The organism is Streptomyces sp. M2CJ-2, assembly GCF_016757295.1.
Lineage (GTDB): Bacteria > Actinomycetota > Actinomycetes > Streptomycetales > Streptomycetaceae > Streptomyces.
Genome location: NZ_JAESIF010000002.1, coordinates 207,006 through 223,195 on the forward strand (window position 1 = coordinate 207,006; position 16,190 = coordinate 223,195).

Annotated in this window: 12 protein-coding genes; 4 read left to right on the plus strand and 8 right to left on the minus strand. The window is 67.1% G+C overall.

Annotation, left to right across the window (positions count from 1 at the left end):
• Window positions 1-38: 38 nt before the first annotated feature.
• A complete protein-coding gene (locus JL475_RS03370; protein WP_202275021.1) occupies window positions 39-2,426 on the minus strand; it encodes a DUF6049 family protein in 2,388 nt (795 codons plus the stop codon).
• Window positions 2,427-2,680: 254 nt separating this feature from the next.
• On the opposite strand from JL475_RS03370, the gene JL475_RS03375 reads away from it, so the two are divergent.
• Window positions 2,681-4,147 carry a CCA tRNA nucleotidyltransferase gene (locus JL475_RS03375; protein ID WP_202275031.1) on the plus strand — a complete coding sequence of 489 codons (1,467 nt, stop codon included), beginning with the start codon at window positions 2,681-2,683 and terminating at the stop codon, window positions 4,145-4,147.
• Between the two features lie 107 nt (window positions 4,148-4,254).
• Here the strand turns inward: JL475_RS03375 and JL475_RS03380 are convergent, their stop codons facing one another.
• The 4 genes from JL475_RS03380 to JL475_RS03395 form a co-directional block, all read right to left on the minus strand.
• Window positions 4,255-4,746 carry a hypothetical protein gene (locus JL475_RS03380; RefSeq protein ID WP_202275033.1) on the minus strand — a complete coding sequence of 164 codons (492 nt, stop codon included), beginning with the start codon at window positions 4,744-4,746 and terminating at the stop codon, window positions 4,255-4,257.
• 123 nt (window positions 4,747-4,869) lie between these two features.
• Window positions 4,870-6,132, minus strand: a complete 1,263-nt coding sequence (locus JL475_RS03385; protein WP_202275035.1) for an MFS transporter — start codon at window positions 6,130-6,132, stop codon at window positions 4,870-4,872.
• A 78-nt stretch (window positions 6,133-6,210) separates the two neighbouring features.
• Window positions 6,211-7,293, minus strand: coding sequence for an inositol-3-phosphate synthase (locus JL475_RS03390; RefSeq protein ID WP_202275046.1), 1,083 nt, complete (start codon window positions 7,291-7,293; stop codon window positions 6,211-6,213).
• Between the two features lie 44 nt (window positions 7,294-7,337).
• Entirely contained in the window at window positions 7,338-8,021 is a 684-nt protein-coding gene (locus JL475_RS03395) for a PadR family transcriptional regulator (protein WP_202275048.1), read from the minus strand.
• Window positions 8,022-8,419: 398 nt separating this feature from the next.
• On the opposite strand from JL475_RS03395, the gene JL475_RS03400 reads away from it, so the two are divergent.
• Both JL475_RS03400 and JL475_RS03405 read left to right on the plus strand, forming a co-directional pair.
• Window positions 8,420-11,113 carry a transglycosylase domain-containing protein gene (locus JL475_RS03400; protein ID WP_202275050.1) on the plus strand — a complete coding sequence of 898 codons (2,694 nt, stop codon included), beginning with the start codon at window positions 8,420-8,422 and terminating at the stop codon, window positions 11,111-11,113.
• A 97-nt stretch (window positions 11,114-11,210) separates the two neighbouring features.
• Complete coding sequence (locus tag JL475_RS03405; protein ID WP_202275060.1) at window positions 11,211-12,719, plus strand: glycosyltransferase family 87 protein; 1,509 nt, start codon at window positions 11,211-11,213, stop codon at window positions 12,717-12,719.
• 149 nt (window positions 12,720-12,868) lie between these two features.
• On the opposite strand, the gene JL475_RS03410 is transcribed toward JL475_RS03405, so the two are convergent.
• The 3 genes from JL475_RS03410 to JL475_RS03420 all read right to left on the minus strand — a co-directional run bounded on the left by JL475_RS03410 (window position 12,869) and on the right by JL475_RS03420 (window position 15,583).
• On the minus strand, window positions 12,869-13,900 hold the full coding sequence (locus tag JL475_RS03410; RefSeq protein WP_202275062.1) for an alanine racemase: 1,032 nt from the start codon (window positions 13,898-13,900) through the stop codon (window positions 12,869-12,871).
• Window positions 13,901-13,983: 83 nt separating this feature from the next.
• Window positions 13,984-15,105 carry a peptidoglycan bridge formation glycyltransferase FemA/FemB family protein gene (locus JL475_RS03415; protein ID WP_202275075.1) on the minus strand — a complete coding sequence of 374 codons (1,122 nt, stop codon included), beginning with the start codon at window positions 15,103-15,105 and terminating at the stop codon, window positions 13,984-13,986.
• A 163-nt stretch (window positions 15,106-15,268) separates the two neighbouring features.
• On the minus strand, window positions 15,269-15,583 hold the full coding sequence (locus JL475_RS03420; RefSeq protein WP_202275077.1) for a hypothetical protein: 315 nt from the start codon (window positions 15,581-15,583) through the stop codon (window positions 15,269-15,271).
• A 316-nt stretch (window positions 15,584-15,899) separates the two neighbouring features.
• On the opposite strand from JL475_RS03420, the gene rpsF reads away from it, so the two are divergent.
• Complete coding sequence (gene rpsF, locus JL475_RS03425) at window positions 15,900-16,190, plus strand: 30S ribosomal protein S6 (protein ID WP_062188887.1); 291 nt, start codon at window positions 15,900-15,902, stop codon at window positions 16,188-16,190.

Sequence of the window (16,190 nt, forward strand, 5' to 3'; positions counted from 1 at the left end):
CCACCTCATCGTCCCTGGCCCACCCGGCCACGACATCCTCAACGGTCCACTCTCTCACCCGTGCCGGACGGGTCTGCGCTTTCCGGTGCGGTGTCCGACGCCGGGTCACTCGGCTGCTCCGGGGCGTCCGTTTCCGAACCGTCCTCCTGCTCCTTGGTGAGACGTACCGCGGGGGCGTCCGGGTTCTGCGGACCTTCGGTGCCCCCGTCCAGCGCGGGCTTCTCCTCCTGGACCTCGCGGGCCGCGGCACGTTTGCGCTGGGTGTACATCCTGAAGCCGGCAAGGACGAGCAACAGGACACCGCCGCCGATGACCAGCATCACCGTGGCGGTGATCTCGGTGACCTTGACGTCGAAGGTGACCGGCTCGCCGTACTTCTGGCCGTCCTGCGTGTACAGCTGGGCGATCACCGTTGCCCGGCCGTTGGCGTTGGCGGACGTGGTGAACTTCACCGACTGGCTGTGACCGCCCGAGACGGTGACCGGCTGTTCCTCGTAGGCGGCACCCCTGATCTCGAGGCGGGTCGGGTTGGTCGAGGTGAGCCGCAGAGTCAGGTGCTCGACGCCCTGTACCAGGTTGTTCTGGACGGTCACTGGGATCGTGGCACTGCGGCCGGACAGTTTCGTCTCCGACTTCTCGATCAGCTTCACCTGGTCGAGAAGTCCGTCGAGGTATGCCTCGACCCCGCTGCGGTAGGTTGCCGCCTCGGCGATCCGGCCGCGCCATGAGACGGACATCCCCCGGTTCAGGGCCCGACCGAACGGGGTCACCACCCGGGACGGGTCGGAGAGGATCACCTGGAACTTGTCGAGCTTGGCCTGTGTCCTCGCGATCTGCTCGAACGCCGACTGCGGCAGCTCCTGCTTGCGCAGCGAGGAGGGATACGAGGAGACCGAGGGAACCTCGGTGGTGGCGGCGGGGTCCGGCTTCGCCTTCGCGGCGGCGGTGAGGTCCTGGGACTCCGACCAGTTTCCGTCCTGGACGGCCTTCAGTGCCTCGGCCATCGCCTGGGCCTGGCTCGCGGAGGGAGTGCGCTGCGGGGCCACGACGATGCTGCGCTGCCGACCGGTCTGGAGGCTGAGCGTCAGGCTCTGCGCGAGGAACCGCTGCACCGCGGACGTGGAGGTGGAGGCCTTGGTCATATCGCCCTGGAACAGGGTGGACAACCGGGCGTCCGCGACCACCGCCGTGGTGCCGCCCCCGATGGGGCGTGCGGCCGAAGGCGTGTACGACAGGTCACCGGTCTCCCGGAAACTGTCGCTGCGGGCGATCACTTTGTCGGCACCGGCGGACGTGGCGACCTTGACGATGGAGGGGTCCACCGCGCCGTTGACGGGCCAGGCGAAGTCGGTGGTCGGTTTCACGTGGAGTATCGACCCCACTGTGTCGACGACGACATCCGTGGCCTCCTTGAGATGGCTCAGGGAGCCGGTGACCGACGTGCCGTTGTGGGCGAGGGAGGCGAGATCCGGATCGCCGAAGGGCAACGCGACGACCTCGTTGTCCGCCACCGCGCTCTGCACCTGGGCGAGCCACCTCTTGGCGACAGCCTGGTGACGGCCCGCCGTGGTGGCGTCACCCTCACTTCGGACTTCGTAGCTCTCGGTCATCGCGTCGACGGACGCCAGCAGGTCCGGATCGACCACCCAGGTGACATCGAGGTCCTTGCCCAGTGCCACCATCCGGTCCAGACGGCCACCCGGGGCGATCTCCTTGGCCAGGTCGCCGTCACGGAGGACCGGGGTCTGCTGTTCGTCCGAACCGGTCTCCGCCGTCATGTGGACCGTGGAGATCAGCGGCCACAGAAACGTCGTTCTCGTCTTCTTGTCGGATTCCTCGGGCTGCCACGGCAGGAACGCGCGCCGGACACCGAGGGTCTGTTCCCACGGCTGGGCGGAGGTCTGCCCGGAGAGAGCCACCGCCAGCTGGTAGACGCCGTTCTTTCCGAGGCTCAGCTCGTCCGCCGGCACGGAGATGCTGAAGGGCTGCGAGACGCCCGGAGCGAGGCGTTCGAACTCCTGGGAGTACTTGTCGTCGATCTCCGGGCCGACGGCGCCCTGGACGTCGTCACTGTTCCTGGCGACGGTCTCGATCCCGGAGCGGGTGTCCAGCAGGGGGCCCACACGCAGACCGACGTGGGCGTCGGTGACCGCTTTCCCGCCCTTGTTGGTCACCGTGCCGGACACAGTGACGGTGTCTCCCTCGGTGGGGGTGCTCGGGGTGAGCGAGTTCACGGAGACGGAGACCGAGCCCGCACCGGAGGGAGCCTGCCGGGTGCTCTGCGCGGTGGCGTCCGCCGGAGACGCGGCGGGCAACTGGAGCAGGCCGGCCAGCAGGGGTACTCCGGCGAACAGGGTTCCGGTGCGCCGCAGCCAGCGGCGGGCAGGTGAGGCACTCGTCCCCTGGAAGTCTGCCGCCTCGGCCACGCGCTCGCCCGTCCCTTGTCGTCGTCAGTGGTCGTCGGAATGTACGTCCACGCATGGTAACGAGGAGCGGAGGGGCTGAGTGCCGCGGACCGGTCCGCAAGATCGGGGAGAGTGCCGCCCTGCCCTCTATGTGGCTGTATAAGAGGAGCGCGTCCCGTGCCTCGGGTGCAGGCCTCGTGCGGGTCTCGCCGGAGGTGACCGTGCCTGCCCCAGGGGGAGCCTCCGGCCGTCCGGGCCACGTACCCTTTTCTGTTGTGCCGAACGTCAACGAACAAACCAGTGCCCTGAGCCAGGTGCAGGACCAAGCAGTCAACGAACTGCTGCGGGTCGCCCCTGTCGCCGACGACCTCGCCCGCCGCTTCCAGGAGGCCGGGTTCTCACTCGCCCTGGTCGGCGGTTCGGTCCGGGACGCTCTGCTCGGCCGGCTCGGCAATGACCTCGACTTCACGACCGACGCCCGCCCGCAGGATGTTCTGAAGATCGTCCGCCCGTGGGCGGACGCCGTCTGGGAGGTGGGGATCGCCTTCGGCACCGTCGGAGCCCAGAAGGATGTCCGCGTCGGAGACGTTGACCGAAGCTTTCAGATCGAGGTGACGACCTACCGCTCGGAGGCGTACGACCGCACGTCACGCAAGCCGGAGGTGGCGTACGGCGACTCCATAGAGGAGGACCTCGTCCGCCGTGACTTCACGGTCAACGCGATGGCCCTCGCGCTTCCCGCGAAGGAGTTCATCGACCCGCACGGCGGCCTGGACGATCTCGCGGCCCGTGTGCTGCGCACACCGGGCACCCCTGAGGCGTCCTTCTCGGACGATCCGCTGCGGATGATGCGAGCCGCGCGCTTTGCCGCTCAGCTCGATTTCGAGGTGGCTCCCGAGGTGGTCACGGCCCTGCGGGAGATGGCCGGACGCATCGATATCGTCTCGGCCGAACGGGTCCGGGACGAGCTGAACAAGCTGGTCCTGTCCGCTCACCCCCGCAAGGGGCTGACGCTGCTCGTCGACACCGGGCTCGCCGACCACGTGCTGCCTGAACTGCCGGCCCTGCGTCTGGAGAGCGATGAGCACCACCGGCACAAGGACGTCTATGAGCACACGCTGATCGTCCTGGAGCAGGCGATGGCGCTGGAGGACGCCGGCCCCGACCTGGCACTGCGCCTTGCGGCTCTGCTGCATGACATCGGCAAGCCGCGCACGCGCCGTTTCGAGGGCGACGGCCGGGTCTCGTTCCACCATCACGAGGTCGTGGGCGCGAAGATGACGAAGAAGCGCATGACGGCCCTCAAGTACTCCAACGAACTGGTGAAGGACGTCTCGCGCCTGGTCGAGCTTCATCTGCGTTTCCACGGCTACGGCACGGGAGAATGGACGGACTCCGCCGTCCGTCGCTACGTCCGGGACGCGGGGCCACTTCTGGATCGGCTGCACAAGCTGACCCGCTCGGACTGTACGACGCGTAACCGCCGCAGGGCGGCCGCGCTGTCCCGTGCGTACGACGGCCTGGAGGAGCGCATCGCCAAACTCCAGGAGCAGGAGGAACTGGACTCCATCCGCCCGGACCTCGACGGCAACCAGATCATGGAGATCCTCGGCGTCAAGCCCGGACCGGCGGTCGGCCAGGCGTACAAGCACATGCTGGAGCTTCGTCTGGAGAATGGCCCGATGGAGCGTGACGCGGCGGTGGCGGCCCTCAAGGAGTGGTGGGCCGAGCAGCAGGGCTGAGAGCGGGGGCGGGGGTTGCGTTTCACGTGAAACATAGCCCCGTGGGCATGCGTGGGGGGCGGTGTTTCACGTGAAACACCGCCCCCCATGTGGTCTGAGTGGAGGTGTTACTTCACTTCCTTGAGGCAAAGGACCACGTTGTGGCTGCTGCTGCCCGTCTGGTAGTACGAGATCGTCGCTTCCTCGACGGCTTCGCACTTGCTGTCGTCACTGGTGTTGTCGAACTTTTCGACGACCTTGTACTGAGCATCGCTTGAAGAGCAGTCGACCGTCTTGAGGTCCGGACTCGTTTGTGTGCCCTCGTTGTGCATGCAGCTCCCCACAGACGTGGTCTCTGCGTCCGTCTGCCCGAAGAACCACTTGCCCAGGGCTATGAGGACCGCGACGACGATGAAGCCGACGATGCGCAGCAGCTTCTTGTTGAAGCGCCCGGCGGGAGCCGGCGGGGGAACCGGGGTGCCCTGCGTGGGGAAGCCAGGCTGGCCGGCCTGCTGGGGGAAACCATCCTGGGGCGGGTGCGGAGCCTGGCCCTGGGGCTGGCCGTAGGGCTGCTGCTGACCCTGGGCGAACGGGTTGCCCTGAGGCGGCGGAGTGGTCACTTGGAGGTCCCCCTGGAACGTGAGTGCGTGGCGCGAAAAGCGCGTTGATAAGACGCACGTAAGGTATCGGGTGTCACTGACAACGCCATGCCGTGCTGGAGCTCTGTGGCATTGATGTGACACTTACCGGCGCTCAAAATGGCTGATAGCCACAGCTACTGCTCCGTAGATAACGGCGATCGTTACCACCAGTGGGACCGACCGACCGTCCGGTGGCAGCATCAGGGCGGCCACCGCGGCGGCACCGACGAAAGCCACGTTGAACAGGACGTCGTAGAGGGCAAAGATCCGGCCTCGGAAACCGTCCTCGACGGAGGACTGGACGATGGTGTCCGTGGCGATCTTCGCGCCCTGGGTGGTCAGTCCCAGGACGAACGCCCCGATCAGCAGGGGGCTGGTGGCGAAGGGCAGTCCGAGCGCGGGCTCCAGGACCGCGGCGGCCACCGCGCACAGCATGATCCAGCGGCCGGGCCCGAACCGCCCCGCGGCCCAAGGAGTCACGACGGCCGCAACGAAGAAGCCGGCGCCGGACACACCCAACGCCAGTCCCAGAAGGGCGAGTCCCTCGTCCGTGGTGTCGGTCAGGGCGTACCGGCACAGCATCAGCAGCATGACGAGCATGGCGCCGTAGCAGAACCTCATCAGGGACATCGCGGTGAGTGCCCAGGCTGCCTCCCTGCGCGGAGATGCGGCAAGGTGGCGCAGGCCTGCCACCAGATCGCGAGCGGTGCCGGTGAGCGCCGTGGCGAGCCGTGGATGTACCAGTGCCCGGTCAGGACCGAGCAGTTCCTTCGCGATGCGCAGCGACGCCAGGGCCGCACACAGGTACAGCGCCGCGCCCACGAGCACCACGGCGGCGTCGGAGTCGGCGACGACCAGGCGTACGACGAAGGCCAGACCACCGCCCGCGGTCGCGGCGAGCGTGCCGGCCGTCGGCGAGAGGGAATTGGCGACGACCAGCCGTTCGGAGTCCACCACGCGTGGCAGGGCGGCGGACAGGCCGGCGAGGACGAAGCGGTTGACGGCGGTGACACACAGGGCCGATACGTAGAGAAGCCAGTCCGGGACCTGGCCGAGGATCAGGACGGCGGTCGCCGAGGCCATCAGCGCGCGCAGCAGGTTGCCGTACAGGAAGACCTGACGGCGGCGCCAGCGGTCCAGCAGGACACCGGCGAAAGGGCCGACCAGGGAGTAGGGGAGTAGCAGGACCGCCATCGCGGAGGCGACGGCTGCGGCAGACGTCTGTTTCTCCGGCGAGAAGACCACGTAGGCGGCGAGGGCGACCTGGTAGACGCCGTCGGCGCCCTGAGAGAGCAGCCGGACGGCGAGCAGGCGTCTGAAGCCCTGGAAACGCAGCAGGACGCGCAGGTCACGGACGACGGCCATGAGCCACAGCCTCACATACGGGGAGGGTCCCCGGGTCACACGACCCGGGGACCCTCAACTGCCCACAGAGGGGAGGTTCTAGCGCTCGACCTCGCCCTGGATGAACTTCTCGACCTTGACGCGGGCGTCGTCGTCGAAGTACTGCACCGGAGGGGACTTCATGAAGTACGACGAAGCCGACAGGATCGGGCCGCCGATGCCGCGGTCCTTGGCGATCTTCGCGGCGCGCAGGGCGTCGATGATGACACCCGCGGAGTTCGGGGAGTCCCAGACCTCGAGCTTGTACTCCAGGTTCAGCGGGACATCGCCGAAGGCGCGGCCCTCGAGGCGCACGTAGGCCCACTTGCGGTCGTCCAGCCAGGCGACGTAGTCGGACGGGCCGATGTGCACGTTGTTCTCGCCGAGGTCCCGGTCGGGGATCTGGGAGGTGACGGCCTGCGTCTTGGAGATCTTCTTGGACTCCAGGCGCTCGCGCTCGAGCATGTTCTTGAAGTCCATGTTGCCGCCGACGTTCAGCTGCATCGTGCGGTCCAGGACGACGCCGCGGTCCTCGAACAGCTTCGCCATGACGCGGTGCGTGATGGTGGCGCCGACCTGGGACTTGATGTCGTCACCGACGATCGGCACGCCGGCCTCGGTGAACTTGTCCGCCCACTCCTTGGTGCCGGCGATGAACACCGGGAGGGCGTTGACGAAGGCGACCTTGGCGTCGATGGCGCACTGGGCGTAGAACTTCGCCGCGGCCTCGGAGCCGACGGGCAGGTAGCAGACCAGGACGTCGACCTGCTTGTCCTTGAGGACCTGGACGACGTCGACCGGCTCCTCCGCGGACTCCTCGATGGTGGCCTGGTAGTACTTGCCGAGACCGTCGAGGGTGTGACCGCGCTGGACCGTCACACCGGTGCTGGGGACGTCGCAGATCTTGATGGTGTTGTTCTCGGAGGCGCCGATGGCGTCAGCGAGGTCGAGGCCGACCTTCTTGGCGTCCACGTCGAAAGCGGCGACGAACTCGACGTCGCGGACGTGGTAGTCGCCGAACTGGACGTGCATCAGGCCCGGCACCTTGGACGCCGGGTCGGCGTCCTTGTAGTACTCGACTCCCTGCACCAGCGATGCGGCACAGTTGCCCACGCCGACGATGGCTACGCGAACCGAACCCATTCCGGTTGCTCCCTGTGTATACGAGTGAGGCCCTGAAGGGGGACTCACGTGGCGGTGTCGTCGGGCGAATCCGGCCGGGGGTGGTCCCCGGACCGGGGCAGGTCGCCCGACGTTCCAGATGTGGTGTCCTGTCGAGGAGTCGCCCCGGAGGCGGGACCCTCGGGGTCTCGCCCGGCCCGCTCGCTCTCGATGAGCTCGTTCAGCCAGCGCACTTCCCGCTCCACGGATTCCATCCCGTGACGCTGGAGCTCGAGCGTGTAGTCGTCGAGACGCTCCCGGGTCCGGGCCAGTGAGACCCGCATTTTCTCCAGGCGCTCCTCCAACCGGCTGCGGCGGCCTTCCAGCACACGCATGCGTACGTCGCGTGACGTCTGCCCGAAGAAGGCGAACCGCGCGGCGAAGGTCTCGTCCTCGTACGCGTCGGGGCCCGTCTGGGAGAGCAACTGTTCGAAGCGCTCCTTACCATCGGCCGTCAACCGGTAGACGATCTTGGCGCGACGGCCCGTGAGCGGAGCGGCGAGGGCGTCCTCTGTGGTGTTCCCCGGTTCCTCGATCAACCAGCCGTTGGTGACCAGCGTCTTGAGGCAGGGGTAGAGCGTCCCGTAGCTGAAGGCACGGAACACACCCAGTGACGTATTGAGTCGTTTGCGCAGCTCATAGCCGTGCATCGGAGACTCGCGGAGCAGGCCGAGTACGGCGAACTCGAGGATCCCGGAACGCCGGCTCATCGTCGCCTCCTCTCTGCCGCGGTCGTGCCGTGACGACCTCGTGGCTGGCTCATCGCTGTCTTTATGCCGAGCTGATGTATCGACTCGATACATCACGACGATAGAACGGCGGTCCGGCTGGGACAAGGGGGAGGGTGGTGAACGGGATCACATCACCGATGCAATCCGAGCAAGTTGCCTGATTTGAGACGAACTTCTGCGCTCGACGGGTTTTGACGATGCGTAGTCTGTGCGCCATGCACAACACACCGGGAACCGAGTGACGCCTGGGGGCGTCCTCGTCCCCGGTGCAGTACGGGATGAATGCGGAACCCACCGCATCCGTACTTCGGGGGGACCGGAAACCAGCTGCCGTTTCCAGGCGCGCGAGACGCGCCTGCCCGAGGAGTAGTCGTTCGATGAGCGAGCACCGTCGCAAACCACCGCAGCCGCAGGGTGGCGGACGTGCCGCGGCCCGACGCGGCCAGTCAGGCTCGTCCTCCGGCCGCCGCGCGGCGCCGCGCGGCGCCACCGGGTCTCCGTCCGATTCCTATGGGTCGGACTCCCACGACTCGGGTGGTGAGGGCCACAGTTATGGAAGCCGCGCCGAAGCGCGACGCGCGGCACAGAGAGGCGGGGGCCGCCGGGCCGGTTCCACCGGGCCAGGCCGGGGCCGGGCGGCGCCTCCCGGCAAGAAGCGGATCATCGACTATCCGCGCCACGACAAGTACGGCTGGCGCCGCTGGATGCCGTCCTGGAGGCTCGTCAGCGGTCTGTGTATCGCGTTCTTCGGCAGCATGGTCGCTGCCGCGGGGATCGGGTACGCGATGGTGGGCGTTCCTGACGAGGCCAAGACCGCCAAGGCGCAGAACAACGTCTACTACTGGTCCGACGACTCACAGATGGTCGCCACGGGTGGTGAGCGCAACCGCCAGATCATCAAGCTCGAAGAGATCCCCAGGGCGATGCAGCTCGCGGTCATCTCCCAGGAGAACAAGACGTTCTACGATGACAGCGGCATCGACCCCAGGGGCATTGCTCGCGCCGTGTTCAACATGGCCAGAGGCGGAAATACGCAGGGTGGTTCCACGATCACCCAGCAGTACGTCAAGAACGCCATGCTGGACGACCAGTCGCAGACCCTCTCCCGCAAGGTCAAGGAGATGTTCGTCTCGATCAAGGTGGGCACCACCAAGGAAAAGAAAGACATCCTTGCGGGCTACCTGAACTCGGCGTACTACGGACGTGGGGCCTACGGGATCCAGGCCGCGGCCCAGGCCTACTTCGACAAGAAGGCCATTGATCTCAACGAGGGCGAGTGTGCCTTCCTGTCGGCGGTCCTCAAGGGAGCCACCTACTACGACCCGGCCGGCGCCAGCTCCATCGACCCGGTCAACGCCACCCCTGCGAAGAACAAGAAGCGTGCCCTGCTCCAGATGCAGGACACGCTGAAGAAGATGGTCGAGTACGGGCATCTGGATCCCTCGATCAGGGCCAAGTACACCAAGCTGCCCAAGGTGCAGAACCCCCGGTCGAACACCGCGCTGAGCGGGCAGATCGGTTACCTCGTGGACCTCGCCAAGGCGTACATCGTCAACCACAGTGAGGAAACCGGTATCACCGAAAGGCAACTGGAACAGGGCGGCTACTCGATCTACACGACCTTCGACAAGAAGAAGGTCGCGGCACTCGAGGAGTCGGTCCAGAAGGTCTACAAGAAGAACATCAAGCCCGAGGAGCGCCCCGAGAAGGACACCCACGTCCAGTTCGGCGGGGCCACGGTGGACCCGGCGACCGGCGCGATCGTGGCCATCTACGGCGGTACCGACGCGACCAAGCACTTCACCAACAACGCCGACGAGACCGGTGCCCAGGTCGGCTCGACGTTCAAGCCGTACGTACTGGCGGCCGCCATGAAGTGGGGCGTCCGGGACCCCGACGGGCTCCCGGACCAGGCCCAGGACGAGCGGACGAAGGTGTCCGAGAAGAGCCTGTACAGCGGCAAGAACAGGCTCAAGATCAAGGAGTACGACGGGTCGATCTGGCAGAACGAGAAGGGCGAGCAGTGGGAGCAGGTCAATGACGGCGACCGGACGTACGGCACCGCGCCCGACTACAAGATCGATCTCCGTGAGGCGATGCGGGAGTCGGTGAACTCCTCCTTCGTCCAGCTCGGCGTGGATGTCGGCCTGGACAAGGTGAAGGAGTCCGCGGAGGATTCCGGGCTTCTGGAGAGCAGCCTCGCCGGAACGAACTACCCGTCGTTCTCCCTCGGTACCTCCAGCCCCAGCGCGATCCGGATGGCGGGTTCGTACGCCACCTTCGCGGCCAGTGGCGAGCAGCGTGAGCCGTTCTCCGTCAAGAAGGTGACGAGCAAGGACGGCACGGTCTATACGCACAAGACCCAGACCGAGCGGGCGTTCACCTCTCTGGTCGCGGACAACGTCACGGACGTCCTGAAGACCGTCGTCGAGGAGGGGACCGGCTCCAACGCCCAGCTCGAGGGCCGTGAGGTGGCCGGCAAGACCGGTACCACGGACGGCAACAAGTCCGCCTGGTTCGTCGGCTACACCCCGCAGCTGTCCACCGCGATCAGCATGTTCCGGTACCCCGACGACGAGACCATCAAGAACCGCGAGTTTCTGAAGATGTTCGGCACGGGCGGCCAGAAGAAGATCCACGGTGCCTCGTTCCCGTCCGAGATCTGGGCGGACTACATGGAGGACGCGCTGAAGGGTAAGGAGTCGGTGCCGTTCCCGACGCCGAAGCCCATCGGCGAGATCGTCAACGACACTCCGTCGCCGACCCCCACTCCTTCCCCCACCGAGACCGAGGAGGAGACTCCGTCGCCGTCTCCGTCGACCTCGGAGCCGGAGCCGGAGCCCAGCACCCCCACGCCGAGTGAGACCGACACCTGTAGGCCGTTCGACTTCCGCTGCAAGGAGGAGGACGACACGGGTGGCACCGGACCGGGTGGCGCGGACGTCGGTGGGACGGACGGCGGGGTGACCAGCTCACCGTCGGCCTCGGAATCGGAAGAGGAAGGCAACAACCGCGGCAACGGCAACGGCGGCGGGAACAACGGCGGTCTCTTCGGAGGCCCGGCCGGGTAACCGCCCGCTTGCCCGACTTGGGTGTTTCACGTGAAACAAGGGCCGTCGTACCCATGGGTACGGCGGCCCTCGGCGTAGTCCCGGCACGTACGGCAGGATGTGCGGCATGCCCAGTGGAGAATCGACGCAAGCGAGCGTCCGTGAGCCGGAGCCGGTGGAACCGACCCGGGAGGACAAGGTCGCCGAGGCCGGCAGCGAGCTGATCGGTGGTCCACTCGGGCGGCACGCCCTCCTCGGGACGTCCTGGTGGAGTCCGGTCCGGGTGATCGTGCTCGTGGCGATCGGTTTGTTCACCCTCGGCCTGGTACAGAAGGCGCCCTGCTACAACGGCGCGTGGTTCTTCGGCGCCGGTTCCCAGTACACGCACGCGTGCTACTCGGACATCCCGCACCTCTATCAGGGGCGGGGCTTCGCCGACGGCCTCGTGCCGTACTTCGACCAGCTCCCCGGCGACATGCAGTACCTCGAGTACCCGGTGCTGACCGGTGTGTTCATGGAGGTCGCCTCCTGGCTCACGCCCGGCAGCGGCAGCATCCAGGACCAGGAGCAGTGGTACTGGATGGTCAACGCCGGGATGCTCATGGTGTGCGCGGCCGTCATCGCGGTCTGTGTGACCCGCACGCACACCCGGCGGCCTTGGGACGGTCTCCTGGTCGCTCTGGCGCCCGCCTTCGCCCTGACCGCGACGATCAACTGGGACCTGCTGGCGGTCGCCCTGACGGCCGCAGCGATGCTCATGTGGTCGCGTGGCCGCCCTCTTGCCTTCGGGGTCCTCCTGGGCCTTGCCACGGCCGCCAAGCTCTACCCCGTGCTTCTCCTGGGGCCGCTGCTGGTGCTGTGCTGGCGCGCCGGCCGCTGGCGGGAGTACGGAACCGCCCTGGGCGGTGCGGTCGTCGCCTGGGCCGTGGTGAACGGACCAGTGATGTTCTTCGCTTTTGACGGCTGGTCGAAGTTCTACACGTTCAGCCAGGAACGGGGCGTCGATTTCGGCTCCTTCTGGCTGATCATCGCCCACAACTCGTCCGACCCGCTGAGCACCGACACCGTGAACACACTCGCCACAGCACTGATGGTGCTGTGCTGCGCGGGTATCGCCGCACTCGCCCTCATGGCTCCCCGCCGACCGCGCTTCGCGCAGCTCGCCTTCCTGGTCGTCGCGGCGTTCATCCTCACCAACAAGGTCTACTCGCCTCAGTACGTCCTGTGGTTGGTGCCCTTGGCCGCTCTGGCCCGGCCGAAGTGGCGGGACTTCCTGATCTGGCAGGCTTGTGAGGTGGCCTACTTCCTCGGCATCTGGATGTACCTCGCGTACACGACCAGCGGAGACGACCACAAGGGACTTCCCGCCGACGGTTACCACTGGGCCATCGGCCTGCATCTGCTCGGGACGCTCTATCTGTGCGTCATGATCGTGCGCGACATCCTGCTGCCCGAGCGGGACCCGGTGCGCCGCTCCGGTGACGACGATCCTTCGGGAGGGGTGCTCGACCGAGCCGAGGACGTCTTCGTGCTCGGTCCCGCCGCCCGCCCCGCACGGAATGTCGCACACTTCGACGGGCCACGGGTCAAGTGGGGCGGAGCAGGCGTCACCAGTGGTTCACTCTGAGCGAACGGCTGGTGGTGCTCGCCCTGGGGACAAGCGAGAGGCATGAGAAAGGCCGGGCACGGGAGTACCGTGCCCGGCCTTTCTCGCTGTCCGGACGCCTGCTCAGGCGTCTCTCCCGCGTTCTGCGCTCCTCGTCCACCCACCGTCGCTCAGCGGTCGAGGATTCGGTCGAACTGCGTGGTGGTGTGCCGCAGATGGGCCACCAGTTCCTCGCCGACCTGAGGTTCCGGTGCCTCCGCGGGCACGAACAGGATCGACACCTGCATGTGCGGCGGTTCGGCGAACCAGCGCTGCTTGCCGCCCCAGACGAACGGAGAGAGGTTCCGGTTCACCGTGGCGAGTCCGGCGCGGGCAACGCCCTTGGCGCGCGGCATGACACCGTGCAGGGCCTTGGGGGCCTCCAGACCCACCCCGTGCGACGTACCACCCGCCACGACCACCAGGAAGCCGTCGGACGCGGCCTTCTGCTGGCGGTAGCCGAACCTCTCCCCCTTGGCGATGCGCGTGACGTCCAGGACGGCACCGCGGTACTCGGTGGCCTCGTGGTCCCCCAGCCACAGCCGTGTACCGATACGGGCGCGGAAACGGGTCTGTGGGAACTGTTGCTGCAGCCGGACCAGTTCCTCGGCCTTCAGGTGACTGACGAACATCGTGTGCAGGGGGAGGCGGGCGGCCCGCAGGCGGTCCATCCAGCCGATGACCTCCTCCACGGCGTCCGATCCGTCGGTGCGGTCCAGCGGCAGGTGGATGGCGAAGCCTTCCAGCCGGACGTTCTCTATGGCGGAGTGCAACTGGGGCAGATCCTGCTCGCTGACGCCGTGCCGCTTCATCGAGGACATCACCTCGATGACCACCCGGGCACCGACCAGACCGTACACACCGTCGACCGACGAAACCGAGCGGATCACCCGGTCGGGCAGCGGGACGGGCTCCTCGCCGCGCCGGTACGGCGTCAGCACCAGCAGGTCGCCGCCGAACCAGTCCTTGATCCGGGCGGCCTCGTACGTCGTGCCGACGGCGAGGACGTCCGAGCCCAGCCGGGTGGCCTCCTCGGCCAGCCGCTCGTGACCGAAGCCGTAGCCGTTGCCCTTGCAGACCGGGACGAGCCCCGGGAACTGCTGCTGCACGTGCTTGTGGTGCGCCCGCCAGCGCGCGGTGTCGACGTAGAGCGTGAGCGCCATGGCCGGACCTGGAACCTTTCTGGTGGCTGCGGTGTATCAGAGAGAGGGGAAGTGAGGGATCGAACAGTGCGACGGGGACGGGGTCAACGGCGCGACATGTACATATCGAGCGCCTTGTGGAGCAGCTTGTTCAGCGGGAAGTCCCACTCGCCGAGGTACTCGGCGGCCTGGCCGCCCGTCCCCACCTTGAACTGGATCAGGCCGAAGAGGTGATCCGTCTCGTCCAGCGAGTCGGAGATGCCGCGCAGGTCGTAGACGGTGGCGCCGAGCGCGTAGGCGTCGCGCAGCATCCGCCACTGCATCGCGTTCGAGGGCCGGACTTCACGGCCGATGTTGTCGGAGGCGCCGTAGGAGTACCAGACGTGACCGCCGACGATCAGCATCGTGGCCGCCGACAGGTTCACGCCGTTGTGCCGGGCGAAGTACAGCCGCATGCGGTTGGGGTCCTCGGCGTTGAGGGCGGTCCACATGCGCTGGAAGTACGACAGCGGGCGCGGCCGGAAGCGGTCGCGCACGGCGGTGATCTCGTACAGCCGCTGCCACTCGGGCAGGTCGTCGTAGCCGCCCTGGACGACTTCGACACCGGCCTTCTCGGCCTTCTTGATGTTGCGGCGCCACAACTGGTTGAAGTTCTTGTGGACCTCTTCCAGGGACCGGTTCGCCAGCGGCACCTGGTAGACGTAGCGGGGCTGGACGTCGCCGAAGCCGGCCCCGCCGTCCTCGCCCTGCTGCCATCCCATGCGGCGCAGCTTGTCGGCGACCTCGAAGGCACGGGGCTCGATGAAGTCGGCTTCCAGGTCGCGCAGACGCTTCACGTCCGGATCCTGGATCCCCTTCTTGATGGTCGGCGCCTCCCAGCGCCGGATGACCACCGGCGGGCCCATCTTCACCGAGAACGCGCCCTGCTGCTTCAGGTGCGCGAGCATCGGCTCGATCCACTCCTGAAGATTTGGCGCGAACCAGTTGATGACTGGGCCCTCGGGCAGATAGGCCAGGTAGCGCTTGATCTTGGGCAGTTGCCGGTAGAGGACGAGGCCGGCGCCGACCATCTCACCGGTCCGGTCGTCGAACCAGCCGAGGTTCTCCGCGCGCCACTCCGCCTTGACGTCCGACCAGGCCGGGACCTGCATGTGACTCGCCGACGGCAGGCTCTGGATGTACGCCAGATGCTGCTCTCGGCTGATGGTCCTCAGGGTCAGGGTCATTCGGGGCGCTCCTCGGGCTGGTGTGTCCCCATGGGATCAGGGGCTCCGGCTCTCGCGCGAAGCCTACTGCGCCTTGGGGCCGACCCGGTTGGGCGCACGGACCTTCGCCCCGGCCGGTCGTCGGCCGGGGCGCTCCACGGTATTCAGGAGGGGGTGCCCGGAGTCAGTCGAGGAGCCCGCCGAAGAGGCCGCCGTGGGCCATGCCCAGGAAGAAGCCGACGGCCGATGCGCCCAAGCCCACGATGAGACCGAAGCGCGCCCGTGTCGTCTGCGAGACCCACTGGCCGTACGCGCCGGTGAGGATTCCCACCAGGCCGGTCCAGGAGCTGAGCAGGTGCAGGGGGTGGAACATCGCTGTGATGAAGGATGTGATGCCCAGCACCAGGGTCACCGCGAGCAGGGTGTCCTGGAGTGGGTGGGGCTTTCCGTCCGTGGCGAAAAGACCTCCGGCGGTGTTGGGTCGCAATGCCTGTGCCATGGGCACCTCCTGCGAAAGGCGGCGCATCGTAGCGCCGTACACACCCGATGTGTACAGACTGACGGGCTTCCGGGCCGGATTTCAACCGGAAGCCATTGTGCGGGTACTGTGTACCGTCTGCACCGGTGTCTGTCCGGACAGATCCAGTCAGGATCAGGGCAGGACCACGGTTCGCCCCGGTCGGCCTGGGAAACCGCCGCCCGACATCGATTGTCAGTGGCGGCTGTTCTACTGACAGACATCGTTGCGCAACGCATCACGACCCTCCTGCCACGGAACGACCGTGGCCGCTGAGTCCAAAGGAGGTGGGTTCCACATGCGTCACTACGAGGTGATGGTCATCCTCGACCCCGATCTCGAGGAGCGTGCTGTCTCCCCGCTGATCGAGAACTTCCTTTCTGTCGTCCGTGACGGCGGCGGAAAGGTCGAGAAGGTCGACACCTGGGGCCGTCGTCGTCTCTCGTACGAGATCAAGAAGAAGCCCGAGGGCATCTACTCGGTCATCGACCTGCAGGCCGAGCCTGCGGTCGTCAAGGAGCTCGACCGCCAGATGAACCTGAACGAGTCGGTCCTCCGGACCAAGGTCCTCCGCCCCGAGAACCACTGA